At 71.1% G+C, this 21514-nt stretch carries 21 protein-coding genes and 3 tRNA genes; 12 read left to right on the forward strand and 12 right to left on the reverse strand.

Annotation, left to right across the window (positions count from 1 at the left end; genetic code table 11):
* Positions 1-74 precede the first annotated feature (74 nt).
* From glfT1 to wzm, 3 genes are read right to left on the reverse strand one after another with little or no spacing between them, the layout of a single operon-like run.
* Positions 75-1049 (reverse strand): galactofuranosyltransferase GlfT1, encoded by a 975-nt coding sequence (glfT1, locus tag AC3DE3_RS10470; protein WP_488369915.1) that lies wholly within the window; start codon positions 1047-1049, stop codon positions 75-77.
* Positions 1039-1857, reverse strand: a complete 819-nt coding sequence (gene wzt / locus AC3DE3_RS10475) for a galactan export ABC transporter ATP-binding subunit Wzt/RfbE (RefSeq protein WP_260486426.1) — start codon at positions 1855-1857, stop codon at positions 1039-1041. The genes glfT1 and wzt overlap by 11 nt, the downstream gene beginning before the upstream one ends.
* Positions 1858-1869: 12 nt before the next feature.
* A complete protein-coding gene (gene wzm, locus AC3DE3_RS10480) occupies positions 1870-2757 on the reverse strand; it encodes a galactan export ABC transporter permease subunit Wzm/RfbD (protein WP_488369916.1) in 888 nt (295 codons plus the stop codon).
* A 66-nt stretch (positions 2758-2823) separates the two neighbouring features.
* Here wzm and AC3DE3_RS10485 point away from each other — a divergent pair, with 66 nt between their 5' ends.
* From AC3DE3_RS10485 to AC3DE3_RS10505, 5 genes are all read left to right on the forward strand, one after another.
* Positions 2824-3840, forward strand: coding sequence for an NADP-dependent oxidoreductase (locus tag AC3DE3_RS10485; protein ID WP_260486427.1), 1017 nt, complete (start codon positions 2824-2826; stop codon positions 3838-3840).
* A gap of 59 nt (positions 3841-3899) precedes the next feature.
* A complete protein-coding gene (locus AC3DE3_RS10490) occupies positions 3900-5258 on the forward strand; it encodes a polysaccharide pyruvyl transferase family protein (RefSeq protein ID WP_488369917.1) in 1359 nt (452 codons plus the stop codon).
* Positions 5255-5638, forward strand: coding sequence for an avidin-fold protein (locus AC3DE3_RS10495; RefSeq protein ID WP_488369918.1), 384 nt, complete (start codon positions 5255-5257; stop codon positions 5636-5638). The genes AC3DE3_RS10490 and AC3DE3_RS10495 overlap by 4 nt, the downstream gene beginning before the upstream one ends.
* A gap of 116 nt (positions 5639-5754) precedes the next feature.
* The gene (locus AC3DE3_RS10500) at positions 5755-6735 is read left to right on the forward strand and encodes an NAD(P)H-dependent flavin oxidoreductase (RefSeq protein ID WP_260486430.1); all 981 of its coding nucleotides are present in this window, start codon (positions 5755-5757) and stop codon (positions 6733-6735) included.
* 4 nt (positions 6736-6739) lie between these two features.
* Positions 6740-7303 carry a PadR family transcriptional regulator gene (locus tag AC3DE3_RS10505; protein ID WP_260486431.1) on the forward strand — a complete coding sequence of 188 codons (564 nt, stop codon included), beginning with the start codon at positions 6740-6742 and terminating at the stop codon, positions 7301-7303.
* Here the strand turns inward: AC3DE3_RS10505 and AC3DE3_RS10510 are convergent.
* Both AC3DE3_RS10510 and AC3DE3_RS10515 read right to left on the reverse strand, forming a co-directional pair.
* Positions 7292-7804, reverse strand: coding sequence for an SRPBCC family protein (locus AC3DE3_RS10510; protein WP_396118809.1), 513 nt, complete (start codon positions 7802-7804; stop codon positions 7292-7294). The two genes, AC3DE3_RS10505 and AC3DE3_RS10510, sit on opposite strands and share 12 nt — an antisense overlap.
* Positions 7805-7901: 97 nt before the next feature.
* Entirely contained in the window at positions 7902-8942 is a 1041-nt protein-coding gene (locus AC3DE3_RS10515; protein ID WP_488369919.1) for an NAD(P)H-quinone oxidoreductase, read from the reverse strand.
* Positions 8943-9081: 139 nt separating this feature from the next.
* Between AC3DE3_RS10515 and AC3DE3_RS10520 the strand changes: the two genes are divergently transcribed.
* Positions 9082-9167, forward strand: a tRNA-Ser gene (locus AC3DE3_RS10520).
* 30 nt (positions 9168-9197) lie between these two features.
* Here the strand turns inward: AC3DE3_RS10520 and AC3DE3_RS10525 are convergent.
* The 3 genes from AC3DE3_RS10525 to AC3DE3_RS10535 form a co-directional block, all read right to left on the reverse strand.
* A complete protein-coding gene (locus AC3DE3_RS10525; protein WP_488370039.1) occupies positions 9198-10076 on the reverse strand; it encodes an alpha/beta hydrolase family protein in 879 nt (292 codons plus the stop codon).
* Positions 10077-10368: 292 nt separating this feature from the next.
* Complete coding sequence (locus AC3DE3_RS10530; protein ID WP_488369920.1) at positions 10369-12114, reverse strand: bifunctional metallophosphatase/5'-nucleotidase; 1746 nt, start codon at positions 12112-12114, stop codon at positions 10369-10371.
* A 121-nt stretch (positions 12115-12235) separates the two neighbouring features.
* Complete coding sequence (locus AC3DE3_RS10535; RefSeq protein WP_488369921.1) at positions 12236-13294, reverse strand: histidinol-phosphate transaminase; 1059 nt, start codon at positions 13292-13294, stop codon at positions 12236-12238.
* Between the two features lie 105 nt (positions 13295-13399).
* Between AC3DE3_RS10535 and AC3DE3_RS10540 the strand changes: the two genes are divergently transcribed.
* A tRNA-Ser gene (locus AC3DE3_RS10540) sits at positions 13400-13491 on the forward strand.
* Between the two features lie 47 nt (positions 13492-13538).
* Positions 13539-13611: transfer RNA gene (locus AC3DE3_RS10545), tRNA-Arg, on the forward strand.
* A gap of 60 nt (positions 13612-13671) precedes the next feature.
* On the opposite strand, the gene AC3DE3_RS10550 is transcribed toward AC3DE3_RS10545, so the two are convergent.
* The 3 genes from AC3DE3_RS10550 to AC3DE3_RS10560 all read right to left on the reverse strand — a co-directional run bounded on the left by AC3DE3_RS10550 (position 13672) and on the right by AC3DE3_RS10560 (position 15993).
* Complete coding sequence (locus tag AC3DE3_RS10550; RefSeq protein ID WP_488369922.1) at positions 13672-14658, reverse strand: HAAS signaling domain-containing protein; 987 nt, start codon at positions 14656-14658, stop codon at positions 13672-13674.
* Positions 14658-15002, reverse strand: coding sequence for a PadR family transcriptional regulator (locus AC3DE3_RS10555; protein WP_260486436.1), 345 nt, complete (start codon positions 15000-15002; stop codon positions 14658-14660). The genes AC3DE3_RS10550 and AC3DE3_RS10555 overlap by 1 nt, the downstream gene beginning before the upstream one ends.
* A gap of 106 nt (positions 15003-15108) precedes the next feature.
* On the reverse strand, positions 15109-15993 hold the full coding sequence (locus tag AC3DE3_RS10560) for an oxygenase MpaB family protein (protein WP_260486437.1): 885 nt from the start codon (positions 15991-15993) through the stop codon (positions 15109-15111).
* 425 nt (positions 15994-16418) lie between these two features.
* On the opposite strand from AC3DE3_RS10560, the gene AC3DE3_RS10565 reads away from it, so the two are divergent.
* Both AC3DE3_RS10565 and AC3DE3_RS10570 read left to right on the forward strand, forming a co-directional pair.
* A complete protein-coding gene (locus AC3DE3_RS10565; protein WP_488369923.1) occupies positions 16419-17912 on the forward strand; it encodes a gamma-glutamyltransferase in 1494 nt (497 codons plus the stop codon).
* Positions 17913-17990: 78 nt separating this feature from the next.
* Positions 17991-18935 carry a DMT family transporter gene (locus AC3DE3_RS10570; RefSeq protein ID WP_488369924.1) on the forward strand — a complete coding sequence of 315 codons (945 nt, stop codon included), beginning with the start codon at positions 17991-17993 and terminating at the stop codon, positions 18933-18935.
* Here AC3DE3_RS10570 and AC3DE3_RS10575 read toward each other — a convergent pair.
* Entirely contained in the window at positions 18894-19586 is a 693-nt protein-coding gene (locus tag AC3DE3_RS10575) for an NrtR DNA-binding winged helix domain-containing protein (protein ID WP_488369925.1), read from the reverse strand. The genes AC3DE3_RS10570 and AC3DE3_RS10575 overlap by 42 nt on opposite strands.
* 70 nt (positions 19587-19656) lie before the next feature.
* Here AC3DE3_RS10575 and AC3DE3_RS10580 point away from each other — a divergent pair, with 70 nt between their 5' ends.
* Together AC3DE3_RS10580 and AC3DE3_RS10585 are read left to right on the forward strand one after the other, a co-directional pair.
* Positions 19657-20499: a T3SS (YopN, CesT) and YbjN peptide-binding chaperone 1 gene (locus tag AC3DE3_RS10580; RefSeq protein WP_260486441.1), complete on the forward strand. Its 843-nt coding sequence runs from the start codon at positions 19657-19659 to the stop codon at positions 20497-20499.
* Positions 20499-21488 (forward strand): ADP-ribosylglycohydrolase family protein, encoded by a 990-nt coding sequence (locus AC3DE3_RS10585; protein WP_488369926.1) that lies wholly within the window; start codon positions 20499-20501, stop codon positions 21486-21488. The genes AC3DE3_RS10580 and AC3DE3_RS10585 overlap by 1 nt, the downstream gene beginning before the upstream one ends.
* The last annotated feature ends 26 nt before the right edge of the window (positions 21489-21514 follow it).

Below are 21514 nucleotides of genomic sequence, written 5' to 3' on the forward strand. Positions count from 1 at the left end.
CCGCTACCCCGCCTCGGGATCCGCTAGTCGGATTGGAATCGCCGATCCGGATTCGCAGTAGCGGATTTCGTGGGTTAGCCGCCGGGCTTGACGAACCGCTCGCCCGCGCCCATCCGCTGCAGCCGGAGCCACTCGCGGAATCCGGCGGGGTCCCGGCGCGAGATGAGGAAGTACCAACCGAACCGCAACAGTTCCTGCGGGATGAGCCGCCGGTTGCCGGGCTGGGTGAGTACGTACCCGCGGTTGCGGTAGGTGAAGTGGCGCTTGACCGGGTCGTCGGGGAACTGGGTGTGCATCCGCCCACCGAGGATCGGCTTGAACTCGTCCGAGCCCTGGGGATGCAGGTAGGCGGTGGTCAGGCAGGTGCCGAAGGGCACACCGGAACGGACGAGCCGACGGTGCATCTCCACCTCGTCGCCGCGGATGAACAGGCGCAGGTCCGGAACGCCCACCCGGTCCAGGCAGTCCGCGGTGAACAACGCGCCGTTGAACAGCGACGCGATGCCGGGCAGCAGGTCCTCGGTCGGAACCGCGCTCCCGCCCGGCTCGCCCGGCTCGCCCGGCTCGCCGCCGTCCCCGGTGAACAACTCCGAGCGGTACCGCCGCCACACCAGTCCGCGTCGCAGAGGGAACGCCAGGCGATCGGGATCGTCGAGGTCGCACACCACCGGCGAGACCTCGGCCAGGCCGTGGCGATCCATGCAACCGAGGAGTGTCGCCAGCACCTCCGGGCCCTCCGGGCGGCCGTCGTCGTCGGCGCACCACACCAGGTCGGCGCCGGCGGCCAGGGCGTGGAGCATCCCCAGGGCGAACCCGCCCGCGCCGCCGAGGTTGTGCCGGGAGCCGATGTACGTGGCCTCCACCGGCTGCGACTCGACCAGCTCGCGCACGGCCTGCTCGTCGGCGTTGTCCACCACCACGAGGTGATCGACCGGGCGGGTCTGGCCGCACACCACCCCGAGCGAGGCGCGCAACTGCTCCAGCCGTCGGTGCGTGACCACGACGGCCACCACCCGCCGTGCGTCGGCGCCCGCGCCGTCAGCCCTCATGGTGCATCCTGCCGATGTAGTCGCCGATGGACCGGCCAGCCTCGGGGCCCTCGTAGGCGGTGACGATCTCCTCGATGCTGCCGCGCTGGCGGATCCGGCCGTGGTCGATCCACATCGCCGAGTCGCACAGCTGGGCCAGGAACTCGTTGGAGTGTGAGGCGAACACGAGGATCCCGGAGCGGGAGACCAGGTCGGCGAGCTTGACGCGCGCCTTCTTCATGAACTCCGCGTCCACGGCGCCGATGCCCTCGTCGAGCAGCAGGATCTCGGGATCGATGGAGGTCACCACGCCCATCGCCAGGCGCACCCGCATGCCGGTGGAGTAGGTGCGCAGCGGCATGTCGAGGTACTCGCCGAGTTCGGTGAAGTCCGCGATCTCCTCGACCTTGGCCTTCATCTGCTTGCGCGTCTGGCCGAGGAACAGCCCGCGGATGATGATGTTCTCGTAGCCGGAGATCTCGGGATCCATGCCGACGCCCAGGTCGAACACCGGTGCCACGCGGCCGCGGATCCGGGCCGCGCCGCGGGTGGGCTCGTAGATCCCGGACAGCAGGCGCAGCAGCGTGGACTTGCCGGCGCCGTTGTGTCCGACGAGGCCGACGCGGTCGCCCTCGCGGAGGGAGAGGGTGATGTCCCGCAGGGCCTCGACGACGACGACGTTGGACGCGTTGCGGCCGATCGCGCCACCGGCGGAACCCAGGACGGCCTTCTTCAACGACCGCGACTTGGCGTCGAAGATCGGGAAGTCGACGCAGGCGTCCACGCAGTCGATGGAGACGCCACCGGGGGTGGGTGCAGCGGAGCTCATGGGTTGTACCTCCTACACCCAGTACGGGACTCGGGAGCGGAACTGGCGCAGCGCCACGAACGCCAGCGCGAGACCGACGGCCGTGCAGGCCAGGACGATCCACCAGTGGTAGGCGTCGACCGGTTGGCCGATCATCGGCGCCCGGACGATCTCCAGGTAGTGGTACAGCGGGTTGAGCTCGGCGATGCGCGCGCGGTCGGCGATCTCGCCGCCCTGCTCGTAGAGCGTCTGCGTGGTCCAGACGATGGGGGTCATGTAGAAGAGCAGCTGCACCATCGAGTCCAGCAGCGGCGCGATGTCCCGGAACCGGGTGGCGAGGATGCCGAACAGCATGGCCACCCACACGCCGTTGAGCATGAGCACCGCCAGTCCCAGGACGGACAGCAGCAGGTCCCAGCCGAGCGGCCGGGGGAACACCACCATGAGCACCACCCAGATCACCAGGTTGTGGCACAGGAAGAGGAACTGGCGCCACACCAGGCGGTAGACGTGCACGCTCAGGGCGCTGGGGAGCTGTTTGATCAGGCCCTCGTTGGCGATGAAGACCTCGGAGCCCTCCTTGATGCACCCGGAGATGAAGCCCCACATGATGAGTCCCACGGTGACGTGGGGGAGGAACTCGGCGAGTGGGATCTGGAAGAGGATCGAGTAGAGCAGGCCGAGTGCGACGGCCATGACGCCGGTGGCGATGGTGATCCACAGGGGCCCGAGCGTGGACCGCCGGTAGCGCTGTTTGATGTCCTGCCAGCCGAGGGACAGCCACAGCTCGCGCTGACTGAGCCCCTGCCGCAGGTCGGCGACGGCCCGGCGGAAGGTGTGGGAGTCATTGACGATCTCGCCGCGGACGCGCTCGTCGGGGAGCGTCGCCGAGGCGGGATCGGGAAGGGACTGGTCCTGCACGATCGGGAAGCCTACTAGAGCCTCGGCCGGTGGCAGCCCCGCCGCGAGTGCGCGTAGACAGTAGAGATGACGACCAGTACACAGATCCAGCTCGCGAGCCGCCCCCGCGGATGGCCGACCCACGACAACTTCCGCACGGTCTCCGTGGACCTGCCCGAGCTCGCCGAGGGTGAGGTGCGGGTGGCGAACGAGTACGTCTCCGTGGACCCGTACATGCGTGGGCGCATGAACGAGGGGCGCTCCTACATCCCGCCGTTCGAACTCGATCAGACGATGACCGGCGCCGCTGTGGGGCGCGTGGTCGAGTCGCGGTCCGGCGCCCACCCCGTCGGTGCGGTGGTCCAGCACGATCTGGGTTGGCGGGACATCGCGCAGGCCGACGGCCGGCAGTTCCGGGTGGTGCGGGAGATCGACGGTGTGCCGGTCTCGGCGTACCTCGGGGTACTCGGGACCACCGGTCTCACGGCGTATGTGGGTCTGCTGCACATCGGACGTTTCCAGCCGGGCGAGTCGGTCTTCGTCTCCGGCGCGGCCGGGTCCGTCGGGTCGGCCGTGGGCCAGATCGCCAAGCTCATGGGGGCCTCCAAGGTGGTCGGGTCCGCCGGTAGCGCGGAGAAGGTCGAGAAGGCCACGAGCAGCTACGGCTTCGACGCCGCGATCAACTACCGCGAAGGCCCGGTCCGCACGCTCCTGCGCGAGCACTTCGGCACCCAGGACGGTGAGGGCATCGACGTCTACTTCGACAACGTGGGCGGGGACCACCTCGAGGCCGCGCTCGACCTGATGAACGACCGCGGTCGGCTCGCGCTGTGTGGCGCGATCAGCTCGTACAACGCCACCGAGCGCACGCCCGGGCCGGACAACCTCTGGTACGCCATCACCCGTGGGCTCACCCTCCAGGGCTTCACGGTGAACAACTACACGCACCTCTTCAAGGAGTTCGCGGAGAAGGTCGGTCCGTGGGTCGCGTCGGGCGAGATCGTCTTCGACGAGACCGTCGTCGAGGGCATCGACAACTCGGTCGACGCGTTCCTCGATCTGATGAAGGGTGCCAACGTCGGCAAGATGCTCGTCAAGATCTGACCGGCCCGCCCGCCGACCCGGGTGGGGGCGCGTCACGGGGGTGCGGCAGGGTTGACGTCATGACGCCGACTCGCCGAGCCGCGCCCGCAGACCGTCTACGGCGACGGATCCGTCGCCGGCTCGATGACGCGCGCGCCGCCGCGGACGCGCGGTGGGGCCGGGCGCGGGAGAGTCACCGGCCCGTGTATCTCGTCGCCCCGGCCGGTCACCCCAATCACGGCGACGAGCAGTTGTTGGCGGGGTGGTTGCGCTACCTGCGGCACGCGCTGCCCGGCACACCCGTGGTGGTGGACTGTCACACGCCCGGTCAGGCGGCGGTCCTCCACCATTCCGAGCACCCGGACGCGCTCTTCACCGACACGCTGTGGCGCCTGGCCTCCGAGCACACCGAGGCCGACGCGGCGGTCGGGTTCTGCCGCCACGCGGTGGGCGATCCCGGGGTGCGGCCCGCGCTCGCCTCGGGCGTCGATCTGCTGCGCAGCGCGTCGGTCATCCACCTGATCGGCGGCGGCTACGTCAACGACCAGTGGCCCCACCACCTGGGCGTGGTGGCGGCGGCGGGTGAGGCCGGCCGACTGTCCGGTGCGCGCGTGGTGGCCACGGGCCAGGGGTTCGTGCCGTGCGGGGACGCCGGACGGTTGGCGGGGGCGTTGCGCGACTACGACCTGGTCACCGTCCGCGACGCGGACTCGTTCGACCTCCTCGCGGGTGCGGGGGTCCCGGTCCGCCACGTGGGCGACGACGGCTGGCTGGCCCTGTGCACGGCGGGTGGCGTCGAATCCGGTGACCACCCGGTGTACTCGGCCGACCCGGACACCTGCCGTGACCTGGTGCTCTGCGCGCAGTCCGACCTGGTCGATCCCGGGCTGCTCGCCGACACCGTCGCGCGGACCCTCGCCGCATGGGCGTTCCCGGGGGAGCGGATGACGGTCGTCGAGTCGATCCCCGGTGGGGACCGGGTGGTGTGGGACATGCTGTGTGCCCGCGCGGAGGCGGCGTCCACCGTCGACGGTGGACCGGGCGGGCGGGGCGACGACGACGACGAGGTCGGCCGCGCTCTGGCCGACCTGCGGTTGCCCCGCGCGCGTTTCGTGTCGTTCCAGGAATTGTGGGACTCGGGTCTTCCCGCCAGGCCCGGGCAGGTCTGGCTGACCACCCGATTCCACCCGCATCTCTTCGCGGCGGCCCGTGGCGCCTCCGGGGTGGCGCTGCGGACGGGGTCGGAATACTACGACGTCAAGCACGGGTCGCTGCTCGCTGCGGGGTCGCCGTGGGGTTCGGTGGCGGCGGACGAGGGCCCGGGCCCCGACGATCCCGGGGTGCCCGCCGCGGGTGGCATCGATCCGGCCACCGTCACCGAGCTCGTGGCGGGCGCGGAGCGGTTGGCGCAGGAGATCTACCGGCCCGGTTCTCGGTGAGACGGCGCGACGCCGGGAGCGATCCCGCGGAGGACGTCGACCTCGACGGCCGCGTACTCGTGGGAGTGTCCAACACCGGGACGGGCGAGGTGGGGTCGCGGACCACGTTCACGTACCACGAGGAAGGCGACGTGGTGTGGGCCGAGTACCGCGGCGGTGAGGTGCTCCGCGGCTACCTGGTGGGCACCCGCAGTGGGGTTGAGCTGCAGTTCCGTTACGTCCACCTCGGCTCGGACGGCCGGACCTCGAGCGGCGTCTGTGACTCGGTGATCGAGGTCCTCGCCGACGGCCGGGTCCGGTTCCGCGAGAAGTGGCAGTGGGAGTCCCGGGCGGGCTCGGGTGTCAGTGTCGTCGAGGAGACCTTCCGGTCCGACCGCTGAGCTACGCGCACCCCCGGGTACTTCGCGACCGCTTTGTGCAACTAGTTGCATGAAGGCCGGAGTGGCCGTACGTTCGGGGGAGAAGTCCGCCCGCCCCGGTTCCGAAAGGACTACCCATGGCCCTTCCCTCCGTACTCGCCGGCCCGCTCACCGTTCCGGTGGTCGCGTCGCCGATGTTCATCTACTCCGGCCCCGAGCTCGTGGCCGCGCAATGTCAGGCGGGCGTGATCGGGTCGTTCCCGGCACTCAACGCGCGGCCGCAGTCGGTGCTGGCGGAATGGATCGACCAGGTCAAGGAGAGCAACGAGGCGTTCGCGTCCGCGAACCCGGATCGGTACGTGGCGCCGTTCGCGGTCAACCAGATCGTCCACCGTTCCAACGACCGCCTCGAGCAGGACCTGGCCACCGTGGTCGAGCACGAGGTGCCGATCGTCATCACCTCGCTCGGTGCCCGCGAGGAGGTCAACGAGGCCGTCCACTCCTACGGTGGCATCGTCCTGCACGACGTGATCAACGACAGGTTCGCGCGCAAGGCCGTCGAGAAGGGCGCGGACGGACTGGTCGCCGTCGCCGCCGGTGCGGGTGGGCACGCCGGCACCCAGTCGCCCTTCGCGCTGGTCCAGGAGATCCGGGAGTGGTTCGACGGCCCGCTGTTGCTGTCCGGGGCCATCGCCCACGGCCGCTCGATCCTCGCCGCGCAGGCGGCCGGTGCCGACCTCGCCTACATCGGTTCGGCGTTTCTCGCGACCGAGGAGTCCCGCGCGACCGCCGCCTACAAGCAGATGATCGTGGACAGCGGTGCCGGCGACATCGTCTACAGCAACCTCTTCACGGGAATCCACGGGAACTATCTGCGGGGCAGTATCGAGGCCGCTGGCCTCAATCCGGATGACCTGCCGGAATCGGACCCGTCGGCGATGGACTTCGGCTCAGGTGGGACCACCGACTCCAAGGCGTGGCGGGACATCTGGGGCGCCGGCCAGGGTGTGGGCGCGGTGGACTCGATCGGATCCGTCCGCGCGCTGGTCGAGCGACTGCGGTCCGAGTACGACGACGCGCTGGCCGCCCTCACCGCGGGCCTGCCCGCGATGCGCTGAACCGGTGTCGCTGAAGTTCGCGATCCTCACCTCGCTCACCGAGCGGGAGGGCAGCGGCATCGAACTCGCCCGCAGGTTCGACAAGTCGATCGGGTACTTCTGGCCCGCGACCCACCAGCAGATCTACCGCGAGCTCGACCGGTTGGCCTCCGCCGGCCTCATCCGGGAGTTGCCGCAGGAGGGCCCGCCCCGGCGCGGACAGCCCAGACGGTTCGCCGTCACCGGTGACGGCCGGGACCTGCTGGTGGGGTGGATCGGCGAGGACGACGAGCCCGAACCGATGCGCTCGAGCATCGCGGTCCGGGCCCGCGCGGCGGCGGCCACGGGCAGGACGGGCGAGTTGCGGCGTTCCCTCGAGCACCACCGCCGACTGCGGCTGGAGAGCCTGCGCCGGTACCGCGAGATCGAGGAGCAGGACTTCGCGTCCCGCGACCCCGCCGAGGTGCGCGGCGCCCTTCAGCACCAGGTGCTCAAGCTGGGCATCCAGGCCGAGCAGGCATGGGTGGTCTGGTGCGACGAGACCCTCGAGGTGTTGGGTCGCCTGCCGTCGCCGGGGTCAGCGCCGTAGCGCCGACTCGAGCGACGCCAGCGACGCTTCGAGGAACCCGGGCCCGAACGGCGGCATCCCGCCGATCTCGGCGATCACCTCCGGGGGAGTGGCCGACCAGTCGTAGCGGAGGGCCACGTCGGTCGACTCGCCGACGGGGGTCAGGTCGTAGCGCCAGCGCCATCCGCCGGTGGAGACCTCCCCGGTGTCGTCGGGCTGGCCCGGCTCCCACTCAAGTGTCCGATCCGGGTCGAACGCGGTCACGACGTTGTGCATGACGTAGTGGCCGCCCCTGGCGTCGATGTACATGTTCATCACGAAGACGTCGCCCACGCCCGAGATGGGCTCGGTGGTGACCGCGTCGCGCACCCAGTCGCCGGGTTCGGTCTCCTTGTGGCGCGTCGGGTCGGCGAGGAGCGCGAAGATCTCCGACGCCGGCGCAGGGATCCGCCTGCGGGCGGTCATGGACGAGGCGTCGGCGGACGCGCCGGCGGAATCACCCGGGTCTGCGACAGTGGACACGGCATGCTCCTTCGATCGGCGGTGACAGCCCGGCCGGCCACGTGCTCATCGGTCTCGCCGACCTCTGTCGGTGCCGATTAGACCACCGGCGCGACCCTCAGTCGACCGTGAGCAGGATCTTGCCGTGGCTCTCGCCGGATTCCAGCAGGGCGAGCGCCTCAGAAGCCCGGCCGAGCGGGATCTCGCGGGAGACCCGGGTGGTGACGTCCCCGGCCGCGACCATCGGCCACACCTGGTCCACGACCTCCCGGCAGATGCCGGTCTTGCCGCCGGGGCCGTCGGTCGGGCGGGCCCGGAGGTTGGTCGCGAGGATGCCGGCCCTCTTGGGCAGCAACCTGCCCAGGTTGAGTTCGCCCTTCACCCCGCCCTGGAGCCCGATGACGATCACGCGACCGTCCGGCGCCAGGGAGGCGATGTTCTTCTCCAGGTACTTCGCGCCCATCACGTCCAGGACCAGGTCGACGCCACGGCCGCGCTCGTCGTCGTCGGTCCATTCCCCGACCCGGTCGACGAAGTCCTCGACCCGGTAGTCGATCACCAGGTCCGCGCCCAGTTCCCGGCACATCGCCACCTTCTCCGGCCCGCCGGCGGTGGTGGCCACGCGAGCGCCGAGGGCGCGGCAGACCTGGATCGCGTGGGATCCGATGCCGCCGGCTCCGCCGTGGATCAGCACGCGCGGGGCGCCGAGGTCGGTATCGCCCCATCGGGCCTGCGCCGCGAGGACGCCCCGGCCGAGCCCGCCCGTCATGGCCAGGTTCGACCACACCGTGCACGCCACCTCCGGCAGCGACGCGGCCTCGTGGAGCGAGACCCCGGCGGGGACGGGCATGACCTGTCCGGCCGGGACGGCCACCTTCTCCGCGTACCCGCCACCGGCGAGCAGGGCGCACACCTCGTCACCCACCGCCAGGCCCTCGACGCCCTCGCCGACCCCGGAGATCCGGCCCGAGCACTCGAGGCCCAGGATCTCCGACGCGCCGGGCGGCGGCGGGTAGTGGCCCCTGGTCTGCAGCAGGTCTGCGCGGTTCACCGCGGAGGCCGCGACGTCGACGAGCACCTCGCCGGGGCCGGCGACCGGGTCGTCGACCTCGGTCAGGCGCAGGGTGTCGGGTCCGTTGTCGTAGGAGATCGCCTTCATGCCCTCCGACGGTAGCCGGGTTGGGCCCGGAGGGCAGGCGGGCTGGGTGCGCCCGCCCGCGGTCCACTACGATGAACGGCGTCGTCAACGCGGGTTCCACGTGGAACCACGCGGTCGTGCGTGTCGCGGCGGACGGCGGGGAAGTGTGGCAGAGCGGCCGAATGCACTCGCCTTGAAAGCGAGCGTGCCTAAACAGCACCGGGGGTTCAAATCCCTCCACTTCCGCCCATGCAGTGGGCGCCCGGACGCGGGGGCTCAGTCGGCGACGCGGTCGATGTCGGCCGCAGACGCGTCCGAGATCGTGTCCAGTACCCGCGCGTAGGCGGGGGAGTCGCCCGAGACGATCGAGACGTGGTCCTCGCCGTCGATGAGGTCGAGGCGCGCCCGACCGTTGGCCCGCCGGACGGCTTCCACGTACCGGGTCGAGTTCTCCGGCGCGACCATCGTGTCGGCCGTGCCGTGCAGAGCGATGACGGGGACGTCGGGTGCGATGTTCTGCCGCGGGTCCACCATCGCGTACCGGGAGGGGACCTGGGAGGGTGTGCCGCCTATCGCCGTGACGATCCTGTCGTCACCGTGGGTCGCCGCATAGACCATGTCCAGCGGGCCGGCGATCGAGACCACGCGGGTGGGCCGGAAGGCGGGACTGGCGCCCACCTCGTCGTCCTCGAGCAGATGGCGGGTACCGCCCCAGACCGCGAGCTGTGCGCCCGCGCTGTGGCCCACCACGACTTCGTCGTCGGTGGTGAGCTGCGGGAACCGCCGGTCGACCTCGATTACATGGTCGAGTGCGTCCGCGACATCCCGGAACGTGACGGGCCAGCCGCCGCCGGACCCGACCCGTCGGTACTCGATGTTGTAGACCGCCATCCCGCGGCTCGCCAGCTCACGCGCCAGGGGATCGAAGATGTCCGCACCCAGTTGGTCCTGCCACGCCCCTCCGTGGATGAGGACCGCCAGCGGGATGGAATCGACCTCCTGGGCCCCGGCCGGCAGGTACAGGTCCGCCCAGTTCTGTTGCGGGTCCGCGGCGCCACCCCGGGTCGGGTACTCGAATCGCTGGACCGTGACCTCGTCCAACCGGACTGAGCCCGCATAGGTCGGTTCGACCACCGGTACCGCTGCCGTCGACATGCAGCCGGCGAGGCCGAGCGCGGCACCGGCCAGGACTGCGCTGACCACACCGGCACGTCTCGATCTCACGTCTTGTCCTCGCGACGACACGGCCACCACTTCCTCAGGATTCGATAAGGCGAAAAGCCTTGCTTTCTCCTCGGGTTGGCACGTAGCTCGGGGCGGGCGCGACAGATGTCTCGGAGAGTGAAACCAATCTTACTGACTGTCTGTCGCGGGACCCTGAGGGGAGCCCCCGAGCCGGTCCCTCGGGCGTGTCGGACGACCCCGGCCGACCGGCCGGGCCGTCTCGTCAACCGATGACGGTGACCCGGTCGGTCTCGGGGGCCGTCAGCGGGCCCTTCTCGGCGACGTACCGCCGCAGTGCGTCGAGGTCGGTCAACCCGGCCTCGCGGCGATCCCCGCGTTCGGCCAGGACGGAGCCGTCCCATTCGGGGGAGGAGAGGAACTCGTTCACCACGACCGTGTACTCGCGTCGGGGGTCGACGGGCTCGTCGTCGACGACTATCTCCGTCACCCGGTCTCCGGGCGGGCGTCCGAGGTCGACGGTGTAGCGCACGTTCGACGAGACGGCGGGGCCGTTGCGACCGATGTCGTCGGCGAAGTGGTCGAAGGCCGCGTGGAGTTCTTCCCCGCTCACGGTGACCAGGTACAGGCGGTCACCGTAGGGCTGCACGGTGTGCAGGGTGGCGTAGTCGAGCCGGCCGGCGGCGAGGTCGGTGAGCAGGGAGTCGGGGTTGGACAGTGCGAGCTCGGCACCCCGACCGCGGGTGGCGTGGAGCTGTCCGTCGGCGACGAGGTCGGCCAGGGGGGACTCGCCGTCGGCGTCCATGTCCCGCTCGATCGCCTCGTCGGCGGCGCCGATCACCTCGCGGGCCTCCGGCGCCGCCGCGGCCTGCGCCTGACGCACGAGTTCCTCGGTCCCGGCGTCGGGCGCGATGTCGAGGTTGACCGTCTGGTTGAACACCGATGTCTGGGGCCGGATCACATCGCCGGTCGACGGGTCGACCGCCAGGTCCACCACCGTGACGGACCGGCCGTGGGACGCGGGGGCCACGACGACCCGCTCGTCGTTCTCGGCGTCGAAGACGCGGCAGGTGGCCGGGCCTCCGGAGGCTCCCATGATCAGGGCGTCCACCGCGGGGTTGAGCTCCTTGACCAGGTCGATCTCGGTGAGCTCCTCGGGACAGGCCGCGGGGTCCAGGTTGGCGTGGACGGTATCGGACTGGACCATGGCGACGATCGCCTCCACGCCCAGGAACTGCAGCGACTCCACGGTGTCGTCGATCGCGCGGAGCGGGTCGGCCAGGCGGGTGGCCGTCTCCGGCAGGGACTCGGACGGAGCGGTCACCGCGACGACCCCCACCCGGACGTCGCCGACGCGGTGGATGGAGAACGGGAAGGTCGGGGCGGACTCGGGCGACGGGATGACGTTGGAGGCCAGGAACGGGAACGCCGCCCCACGGAACGGCGGGAGCGGTGGGTCGACCCGGCAGTCCTGCTCGGTCACGCAGCCCGGTGCGACCAGGGACCGGACATGGGCGGCACCCTTCTCGAGCTCGCGTCGACCGACGCCGGCTCCGTCCACGCCGATCCGGTTGAAGAACTCGATGGTCGGTCGGTCGCCCAGCAGGGCGGCCTCGGGGGTGGTCCCGCCGATCGAGTCGCCGGTGGCGAGCAGAAGTGAGTCCTCCGCCTGCGCGCGTAGCTTCTCGACCGTGGCGGCGAGGTGCGGCCCGCCGCCGGCCGGGCGGACGTTCCCCGAGCCGTCGCGCAGCTCGCCCTGGAATCCCACGGGGCGGGACAGGGCGCCGGAGAACTCGCCGATCCCCAGGATGCGGACGGACCGTGTCTCCGCCGCCGGGCTCCACGGGCTGCTGGTCCGCCCGGTCTGGGCATCGGCGCGCGGTGGGGTGGCGAGGGTGGTGACGAGGGTCAGTGCCGAGAGGAACGCCAGCGCGATCAGGGTCACGCGCCCCGAAATGGACGTACGGACAGCTGCCGAGTTCACCATGTTCCATGAACTCTTCTGCAGCACACCGTCTCCTCAGCTGCGGGGACCGGAATTCCCCGCGATGCGGGGAACGCGACATCGTGAAGCGCTCCCCCAAACCCGGACCATGCTGCCGTTGCGAGGTCACGGGACCCCGCCGGAAGCGTCACGTTCTGGTTACGAATTGCCGGGCGGCGGTGAGGAACCGGTCGTTTTCCTCGGGATCTCCGATGGACACCCGCACTCCGTCGCCCGCGAAGCACCGGGTCACGACGAGGTGATCGCGGCAGTGGGCGTCGAAATCGGCCGAGGCGTCCCCGAGTGGGAGCCAGACGAAGTTCGCCTGGGTGTCCGGGACCGCGTGTCCCATCCCGAGCAGCGCGTCCCGCACCCGGGAGCGCTCGGCGACGACCGCGTCAGTGCGCGCCCGGAGCTCGTCCCCGGCCTCGAGGCAGGCGATCCCGGCGGCCTGGGCCAGGGAGCTCACGGAGAACGGGACGACCATCTTCGCGACCGGCACCACCAGGCTCACGGGTCCGACCAGGTAGCCGACGCGGAGACCGGCCAAGCCGTAGGCCTTGGAGAAGGTGCGCAGGGAGACCACGTTGGGGCGCGCCATCGCCTCGGCGACGCCGTCGACAGGGTCGTCCGACCGCATGTACTCGTAGTAGGCCTCGTCCAGTGCGACGGTGACCCGCTCGGGGATGCGGTCGAGGAACCGGGCGAGCTCGGCGCGGGACACCGCCGGGCCGGTCGGGTTGTTGGGGGTGCAGACGAAGATCAACCTGGTCCGGGCGGTCACGGTGGCGGCGATCGCGTCGAGGTCCAGCGAACCGTCGGCGCGGTTGGGGATCGCGATCGGCACCGCGTGGGCGATCCGGGCGATGATCGGATAGGCCTCGAAGGAGCGCCAGCCGAAGATCACCTCGTCGCCGGGTGCGCACACCGCCTGGACCAGTTGCTGGCACAGCGCCACCGAGCCGCAGCCGGCAGTGACGTTCTCGGTGGGCACGTCGAGGAAGTCCGCGAGCCGGTCGACGAGCGCGCCGGCCGTGATGTCCGGGTAGCGGTTGGCGGCCGCCGCGGCCTCGGCGATGGCCGCCGCCACGCTCGGCAGCGGGCCCGCGGTGGTCTCGTTGGACGCGAGTTTGACCGCGCCCGGTACGGAGGCGCCCGGAACATAGGCGGGGATGGCGTCGAGGTCGCTGCGCACGTCGGGGGACATGACTACAGGGTAGGACCACCCTCTGCGGGCCCGGTGTCCGGCCGTTTTGCGCACCGGCCCGGCGTGTGTGTACTGTAATTCCTCGTTGGCTCAGCAGAGCCTCCAGGAGGCGTGCCAGAGCGGCCGAATGGGACTCACTGCTAATGAGTTGTCCTCCTCAAAGGGGACCGGAGGTTCAAATCCTCTCGCCTCCGCCATGCCGGAGACCCGGGTGACCGGATATCTGGCACGACAGAAGAATAATGCGCCCGTAGCTCAATGGATAGAGCACTTGACTACGGATCAAGAGGTTAGGGGTTCGAGTCCCTTCGGGCGCACAGTGAGAACGCCCCCGTCCACGCGGACGGGGGCGTTCGTCATTTTCCGGGGTGCCGCGCTCACGCGACGATCGCGGTGTCCCGCCGATGGGCGCGCAGGGTCTCGACCTGGTCCCAGACCACGACTGCCCAGATCGTGGCGACGAGGCTCCACCGGATCGCGGTGGCCGCCGTGCCGCCGTGGTCCGTCGCGACGAGGTCGGGGTGGATCACCTGGTCCTGGACCAGGACCAGGACCGTGAGAAAGGCGCCGAAGGCCACGTCGACGGCCACCTCGACCCCGAGCCGGACCCGGGTGTGGCCAGGCCGCACCAGGCGCCACACCTGAACGAGTGCGAGCGCGCCGAGCAGCAGCAGGTACCCGGCGAGCCATCCGGTGGGGATGTCGGGGTTCACCAGTGGTTCGCCGCCGTTGAGGTGGCCGATGTACAGGAACGTCGACGGGACGAACGGCACGGCGGCCAGGATGGCCAGCATCACCAGGGACACGACCGCGTCGACGCGGGTCTCTGCCCCGCCCCGGGGCCCGTCCAGGTGTGCCGGGTCCCAGGCGGGGGTGGTGAGCGGGCTCCGTCCGCCCTCGGGGGTGGTCCGTTCGACTATCACCACCACGAGCGTCCACGCCGCGAAGGCCCACAGCAGGGCGCCGGCCACGGAGCTGATGAGCTGGCCGATGAGGCCGCCGAGCTCCGGCTCCGGGGTGGTCGAGATGTAGAGGATCCCGCCGGCCAGCGCCGCGATGACGCCCACCACCGGGAGGAGCCACCGCAGCACCCGTGCCCAGACCGGATAGATCCCGGGGCCCACGAGATACCGGGGAGCGCCCGAGTAGCGGCGCGCGAGTTCGGCCGGATCGCCGAGGCGCGTCAGGACCGCGCGTTCGGCGGAGTCGCGCGCGGCCGTCTCGCCGGCGCCGTTCCCGGCGTCGGGTTCCGCGGCCACCATGTCGTCGATGGTCGCGGCGATCTCCGAGGAAATGTCGCCGCGCTGGTCCTCCGGGAGGTGGCGGACCACCTCGGAGATGTAGCGATCGGTCAGTGTGGACATCACGCGTCCGCCTTTCGCAGATCGGTGTAACCGGCGCCCAGCGCCAGCCATTCGGAGTGCAGACGCTCGGCGGTCTCGGTGCCGAGCGCGGTGGTCTCGTAGTACTTGCGGGGTCTGGGTTCCTCGGTGCGCCAGGTCGAGGTGAGCAGTCCCTGCCCCTCGAGGCGGCGCAACAACGGGTAGAGGGTGTTGGCCTCGGTGACGATGCCCGCCTCGGCCAGCGTGGTGAGCAGCGCGTACCCGTACCTGGGCGTCCGGCAGGCCAACAGGCTCGCCAGGACCACCGACCCCCGCCGGATCTCCTGTAGGTGGGTGCCCAGTGCCGTGTCTCCGTCGTCGACCATGACGGACACGTTAGTGTGTGTCACACACTATGTAAATGGGGCACAGCATAAACGCGGCCGGCCCATCGGGCCGACCGCGTTCCTGGAAAAGCGTGGGGATGGGGATCTATGCCGCGGCCCTGGTCTTCTTGACCCGCACCCGCTGATAGGGCGCCGCGACGGACTCGCCGATTGCCTGCGCGATGAGGTCCTCGGCGGTCCGGTTCTTCCGCGCCAGCGTGGCGACCAGCTTGGTGAACCGGGCGCCGCGGGCGAACTCCTTGGCGCTGCGGTCCTCCACGGCGAAGAACAGCTTGGCCTGTTCGGGCAGTAGCGACAGCACGCCGTTGAGGATCTGTCGGGTGACCCACTTGGCCACCGGCCCCTTTACGTCAGGGTGGCGCAGCGAGTGGCCGGCCATCGCCGCGAAGATGGTCAACGCCTTGGTGTTGAGGCCGTCGCTGACGTACTGGTCGACTTCGGCGAAGGTCTCGAAGTAGGGGCCCGGCACGTGCAGTTGCTTCGCGCCGCGGTGGGACTCCACCACCACGCGGTTCGCGTCGGAGGTCGACAGTCCCGGCCCGAACTCCTGGTAGCCGCGCACCGCGGACCAGATGTACGTCCACCACGTCCACCGCATCCACTCGGGCTGCTTGGCGCTGACCACCTCGCCGGTCTCGGGGTCGGTCCAACTCGCCTGCTCGTGGAGGTGGTCGACGCGCGTGGCCGCCGCATCCGCGTGGGCGGTGTCGGCGAAGACCGAATCCCGCAGGTAGGCGGCCGTGCGGTCGAACCTCGCGGCCATCTCATCGGCGCCTTCGCTGGTCAACGACACCCGCTCGAAGTGGGTCATCATGCCCGGCTCGAGCATCTGGAGGAAGAGCGCGTTCTTCGCGCCGAGCCCCGAGGCGGGGTCCGAGAACACCCGCCAGGAGACGCTGTCGGGGCCGTAGTACCCGTCATCGGCGCGGGGAGCGTCGGAGAGTCGGAGGGGGACGTGGGTGTCGGGCATGGAGTCGCTTTCGGTTCGGGGGAGCGGAGGTTCGGGGGTTCGGGAAATCGGGGGTCGGGAGCGGTGGCCGAGATCTCGACCAACCCGGACAATAATAAGTCCTTCACACTCCGCGTCGGCGGATACCACCGGGAACGGCGCGGCACCGGGCGTCACCCGGCACCCGGCGCCGCCGACCACGGTGGTCATCGCCGGGATGGTCCCCTAGCGTTGGCGGCGTCCGGGCGTTGACGAGCGAGGGCGAAGTGGGTGCGGCGATGCGAACCTACGGTCTACGGCGACCCCGGCGGGTCGGGCATCGGTTCCTCGGGTCCCTGGTCGCCGCGGCGCTGACCCTCTCGGGATGTGCGGGGACCGATGACAGCCCTGGGGGTCCCCCGGATAACCCGGCCTCCGTTGAGCCGGAGCGCATACCCGAACCCGCGATGCTGTCCCAGCAGGGAGTGAACGCCGGGCATCCGCTCGCCGCCGGGGCCGGGATGGAGATGCTCGAGGCCGGGGGCACCGCGGTGGACGCCGCGATCGCCGCCGCGTTCGCCGTCTCGGTCGTCGAGCCCTACGCCTCTGGGGTGGGAGGTGGTGGCTCGGCTCTGGTCGCGACCCGGGACGCGGCTCCGGAGGCGTTCGACTACCGCGAGGTCGTCGCCGCCGACGGCGTCATCCCACCGACCAACACGGGCATCCCCGGTTTCGTCGCCGGGATGGCGGAGCTCCACGCCCGGCACGGCACCCTCGAGTGGGCCGAGCTGCTGGAGCCTGCCGCGCGGATGGCCGAGGGCGGCGTTCCGGCCACCGGTGCGCTCACCTCGAGGGTCGCCGTCGGTGGAGCAGCTGCGGTCTCAGGTCTCGAGCAGTTCTCTCCGGGTGGTGTGCCGCTGCGGGTCGGCGACACCCTGGTCCAGGCCGAACTCGGCGCCACCCTCCGCACACTCCAGAACGAGGGGCCGGAGAGTTTCTACACCGGCCGGATCGCGGACCGGCTCACCGTGATCGAGGGGATCGACCCGACCTCGCTGGAGCGGTACGCGGTGCAGCGCAGCGAACCCCCGCAGGGCCCGGTGGGCGACTACGAGGTGGTCTCGGGGGCGCCGGCCCTGCCCGGAGTCGCGCTCATCCAGATGCTGCAGGTGTTGGAGAGCCAGGGGATCTCGGAGGTGGACCCGGAGTCGACGGAGTACGTCCGGCGCCTCTCCGAGGCGTGGCTCATCGGCGAGCGGACCGTGCGGACGGAGCTGGGCGACCCGGCCTTCACCGAGGTGCCCGTCGACGAGCTGGTCGACCCGGTCAGGAACGCCGAGCTCGTCGGTGGCGCGGTGCCCCCGGCGCCGAGGGGTGAGAACCTGGAGAAGCCGGGGAACACGACCCACCTCACGGTCGTCGACAGCAGCGGCACGGTGGTGTCGATGACCAATACCCTCACCCAGTTCTGGGGTTCGGGGACGGAGGTCGGCGGGTTCTTCCTCAACGACCAGCTCAGCCGGTTCGACACGGTGGGCTCCCCGCGGAACCAGCCCGAGCCGGGCAGGCGATCGGTGACGTGGTCCAACCCGACCCTGGTGTTGGACGGCCGGGGCCGGCCGGTTCTGGGCCTCGGCACGCCGGGCGGGGCGAACATCCTGAGTGTCCTCGCCAACACCCTCACCCGGTGGGCGCTGCTCGGCCAGTCGCTGGAGGAGGCGGTGGCGGCCCCGCGGTTCCGGTTCGACGGCGCGTCGCGGACCCTCGTCGTGGAGCCGGCGTTGCTGGGCTCACCGGCGGCGCGGGGGGTCGGGGCGCTGGGCTGGGCGGTCTCGCCGTCCCCCGGGGGGCTCTTCGGATCGGTCCAGGCGCTGGAGATCGACTACGAGACCCGGACGGTCTCCGGACCCACGGACACCCGGCTCGAGGCGGGGACGGTGATCGTCGACGCGGAGGGGTGAGCCGAGCGCCGCGGCCCGGTCGGGGGTGGGGGCCGGAGTACGACGACGACGAGGTCGCGCATTTCCTAGGCTGTGCCGATGGCTCAGCCCGCGCGAGAGGCGCTCCGCCGCAACGCCGGCCATCTGGCGTCGGTGGCATTGGTGCTCATGTGGAGTTCGGGCTACGTCGGCGCGGAACTCGGGATCCGGGCCGGTGGCACCCCGCTGCAGTTGTTGGGCTGGCGGTTCTCGATCCTCGGCGTGCTGTTGGTGACGGTCTGCCTCGCGCTGGGTGTGCGGTTGACCGATCGCGCGGCGTGGACGCGGCAGGCCGTGTTGGGTCTGTTCAGTCAGGCGTTCTTCCTGTTCATGATCTTCGAGGGGGTCTCCCGCGGCGTCGACGGCGGGACCGCGGCGCTCATCGCCGCGCTCCAGCCGCTGCTCGTGGCCACGGTGGCGGGCAGGGTCCTGGGCGAGCGCACGACGGCCGGCATGTGGGTCGGCATGGTCCTCGGGATGGCGGGCGTCGTGGTGGTGGTCTCGGGTGGTCTCGACGCGGGCGCCGCCCCGTGGTGGGCGTACCTGTTCCCCGCGGCGGGCATGCTCAGCCTGGCGACGGGCACGGTCCTCACGCAGCGTCTGCGGCCCACCGAGACGCTGCTGCAGTCGATCACCATGCAGTCCGTCGTCGCGGGGATCACCCTCATGTCGGCGGCACTGGTGACCGGCCAGGCGGCGCCCGTGGCCGACCCCGACTTCTGGGCGGCGGTGGCCTGGTTGGTGTTCCTGTCCACCCTGTGCGGGTACGTCCTCTTCGTCTTTGTCACCCGCACCCGTGGCGCCACCGTCGCCAGCGTGCTGCTCTACCTCACCCCGCCCACGACCATGGTCTGGGTGTGGCTCATGTTCGGTGTCCCGATCACCCTCCTCGCGGTGGTGGGGATGGCCATCAGTGCGATCGGCGTGACCCTGGTGTTGCGGTCCCGGGTGGTGCGTGACAGGTCAGCGCGCACGTCGGAAGAGCGCGGCCGGGCGGCCGCGTAGGGCCGTGGACAGGGCCACCTCGCCGTCGTCGTCCACGACTGGTTCCAGGTGCGGCCGCATCCGCCGGGCGAAGTTGTCCTTGTGCAACTCCTCGCCGATCACCGCCTCGTGCACCCGGCGCAGCTGGAGCAGCGTGAACGGTTCGGGCAGGAATCCGTCGGGGTCGGGACCCACGTCGACGTAGCGCAGTCGGATCTCGTAGCGCTCGCGGACGTCGCGGATTGCGGCGTCGACGATCGCGTCGTGGTCGAACAGCAGTGAGGAGACGCCGTCGAGCCGACCGTCGGCCGTGACCCTCGTGAGCTCGCCGTCCGCTCCGGTCAGCGCGGACTCGGGCAGGGGGAGTGAGTGCGCGACCGAGACGGCCCATGTCCGCTCGTCCCGATCCGGATCGTCGAAGAGTCGCAGCAGGCGGGGGCGGATGGTCTCGTGCGGGGTGATCTTCACCTTCTCGCGGAGGACGTGGTCGGCGGTCTCGGCGACGGTCGTCCGCTCACGGAGGAAGGCGCCGGGGAGTGCGCGGCCGTCCGGATCGGTGCGCGGCTGGGTGAGGACCCGCAGCTCGGGGTCGGTGCCGCCGGCCCCCGTCACGGTGAGGATCGCCAGGTCCACGGCCACGGCGGGCCGGGGGAATTTCTCGAGATCGGACATGGTCTTCACTTTAGCGCGATCGGCGTGCTAACATTTAGCGCGTTGAGAGTGCTAAAGAAGTGGAGGGGTCATGAGAAGGCAACGAGACGACGACATGAGCGAGGCCACCGAGTGCGCCTGGGGCATGTTCCTGGACACGCTGATCCTGCGGATCGGTGCCGTCGGGGACGGCGAGGCGTTGGCGCTGGTGGCGCCGCCGGGTCCGGAGGGTTGGAGTCAGCAGCTCGTCATCCGGGCGGACCGCGAGCGGGGGTTCATGTGGGTCACCCGCGGGATCGCCGGCAGTACCGCGGCGGAGGAGGTCGTGGTCAGCGCCGGCCCCGACGGGGCGTTCGCGCTGGCCGAGGCGATCGTCCGCGTGGCGCGCGAGGACCTGCGGCTGCCACACCCGCAGCTGTTCACGGCGCGGGCGGACGGTCGCGGTGCGGTCGAACTGGCCGGGGCCCTCGGGCTCGCGGGCCCGGCTCCCGAGGAGGTGGGCGGACCGACCGGTCGCGCCGCCGGCGGGGTCCGGGGTGGCCCGGACGTCCTGCGTCCGACGGTGGTGGACGCGGTGAGGACGTCGTTCGGGCAGGAGCCGGCCATCGACGACGACGGGGACGTGTCCTTCACCGTCGCCGGGACCAGGGTGTTCGTCATCTTCAGTCCCGACGGAGGCCTCATCCAGGCCTGGGCCCTCGTGGTCCGGGGCGTCTACAGCCGGCGCAACACCGCCGTCGAGGTGGACCTGCTCAACGGCAAGGGGATGTGGAGCACCTGGTACCTCAGTGGCCGCGACGTGTTCCAGAGGCTCACGCTTCCCACCCGCCCCCTGTCGGCGGACAACCTCGAAGGCATGCTGCGCGCCTTCGCGAGGGATCTCGAGCAGAACAGGGATGAGCTGGCGTACCGGCTCGGAGGGAAGGCGGCGTGATGACGGACAACGCAGGATCGGCATGGGGCGACCGGGTCGCCGGCGTGATGCTGGGGACCGCAGTGGGTGACGCTCTCGGCGCCGGCTACGAGTACGGCTCGGCGCCGCTCGGCCCCGACGGCCCCCGGATGATCGGCGGCGGCCTGGGCGGTTTCGCGCCGGGGGAGTGGACAGACGACACCTCCATGGCGTGGTGCGTACTCGAGGTGGCCGCCCGGGGGCGTGGCCTGCTCGATGACGAACCGCTGTCGGAGGTCGCCCGGAACTTCGGCCGCTGGTACGACTCCGGTCCGCCGGACATCGGCAACCAGACCGCCGCCGTGCTGCGGGCTGCGGGACCGGCGCCGACGGCGGCCGCGGCGCGGGAGGCGGCCGGGGAGCACTTCCGGCGGAGTCACCACTCGGCCGGCAACGGCTCCCTCATGCGCACGGCCCCCGTCGCCCTGGCGCACCTCGGCGATCCCGTCGCCGTGGCCCGGGCCGCTGCGGGCGTGAGTGACCTGACCCACTCCGATCCGCGCACCGGACAGGCCTGCGTCCTGTGGTCGTTGGCCATCGACCGGGCCGTGCGGGAGCAGGTGCTCGACCTCCGCGGCGGACTGGAGCACCTCGACGAGCCCGACCGGGAGTACTGGGCGTCCTGCATCGACGAGGCCGAACAGGGGCCGCCCGAACGGTTCCGCCGCAACGGTTGGGTGGTGACAGCACTGCAGTCCGCCTGGTCGGCGATCCACCACACGCCGATCCCCGCCGCGGATCCCGGGCGTCACCTCGCCGACTCACTGGTCACGGCCATCGGCATCGGCGGCGACACGGACACGGTCGCCGCGATCGCCGGCGGCCTGCTGGGCGCGCGGTGGGGCGCGACGGCCGTGCCCGCGCAGTGGCGGAGCATGTGCCACGGTTACCCGGGTCTGACGGGGGACGACCTCGTCGCACTGGCCCACGCTGCGGCCGGCACCGCGGCGGACCGGGGCCCGCGTCGGTGAGCCCGTGGACGCCCGGGCCCGTGCGG

The sequence above is a fragment of the Dietzia sp. IBK-p2-16D genome, from assembly GCF_057773085.1.

Excerpts from the sequence above, each read along its gene's own strand:
- glfT1 (WP_488369915.1), bottom strand. The coding sequence starts at position 1,049 with ATGAGGGCTGACGGCGCGGGCGCCGACGCACGGCGGGTGGTGGCCGTC.
- wzt (WP_260486426.1), bottom strand. The coding sequence starts at position 1,857 with ATGAGCTCCGCTGCACCCACCCCCGGTGGCGTCTCCATCGACTGCGTG.
- AC3DE3_RS10485 (WP_260486427.1), top strand. The coding sequence starts at position 2,824 with ATGACGACCAGTACACAGATCCAGCTCGCGAGCCGCCCCCGCGGATGG.
- AC3DE3_RS10490 (WP_488369917.1), top strand. The coding sequence starts at position 3,900 with ATGACGCCGACTCGCCGAGCCGCGCCCGCAGACCGTCTACGGCGACGG.
- AC3DE3_RS10500 (WP_260486430.1), top strand. The coding sequence starts at position 5,755 with ATGGCCCTTCCCTCCGTACTCGCCGGCCCGCTCACCGTTCCGGTGGTC.
- AC3DE3_RS10515 (WP_488369919.1), bottom strand. The coding sequence starts at position 8,942 with ATGAAGGCGATCTCCTACGACAACGGACCCGACACCCTGCGCCTGACC.
- AC3DE3_RS10525 (WP_488370039.1), bottom strand. The coding sequence starts at position 10,076 with ATGTCGACGGCAGCGGTACCGGTGGTCGAACCGACCTATGCGGGCTCA.
- AC3DE3_RS10535 (WP_488369921.1), bottom strand. The coding sequence starts at position 13,294 with ATGTCCCCCGACGTGCGCAGCGACCTCGACGCCATCCCCGCCTATGTT.
- AC3DE3_RS10550 (WP_488369922.1), bottom strand. The coding sequence starts at position 14,658 with ATGTCCACACTGACCGATCGCTACATCTCCGAGGTGGTCCGCCACCTC.
- AC3DE3_RS10555 (WP_260486436.1), bottom strand. The coding sequence starts at position 15,002 with ATGGTCGACGACGGAGACACGGCACTGGGCACCCACCTACAGGAGATC.
- AC3DE3_RS10560 (WP_260486437.1), bottom strand. The coding sequence starts at position 15,993 with ATGCCCGACACCCACGTCCCCCTCCGACTCTCCGACGCTCCCCGCGCC.
- AC3DE3_RS10565 (WP_488369923.1), top strand. The coding sequence starts at position 16,419 with ATGCTGTCCCAGCAGGGAGTGAACGCCGGGCATCCGCTCGCCGCCGGG.
- AC3DE3_RS10570 (WP_488369924.1), top strand. The coding sequence starts at position 17,991 with ATGGCTCAGCCCGCGCGAGAGGCGCTCCGCCGCAACGCCGGCCATCTG.
- AC3DE3_RS10575 (WP_488369925.1), bottom strand. The coding sequence starts at position 19,586 with ATGTCCGATCTCGAGAAATTCCCCCGGCCCGCCGTGGCCGTGGACCTG.
- AC3DE3_RS10580 (WP_260486441.1), top strand. The coding sequence starts at position 19,657 with ATGAGAAGGCAACGAGACGACGACATGAGCGAGGCCACCGAGTGCGCC.
- AC3DE3_RS10585 (WP_488369926.1), top strand. The coding sequence starts at position 20,499 with ATGACGGACAACGCAGGATCGGCATGGGGCGACCGGGTCGCCGGCGTG.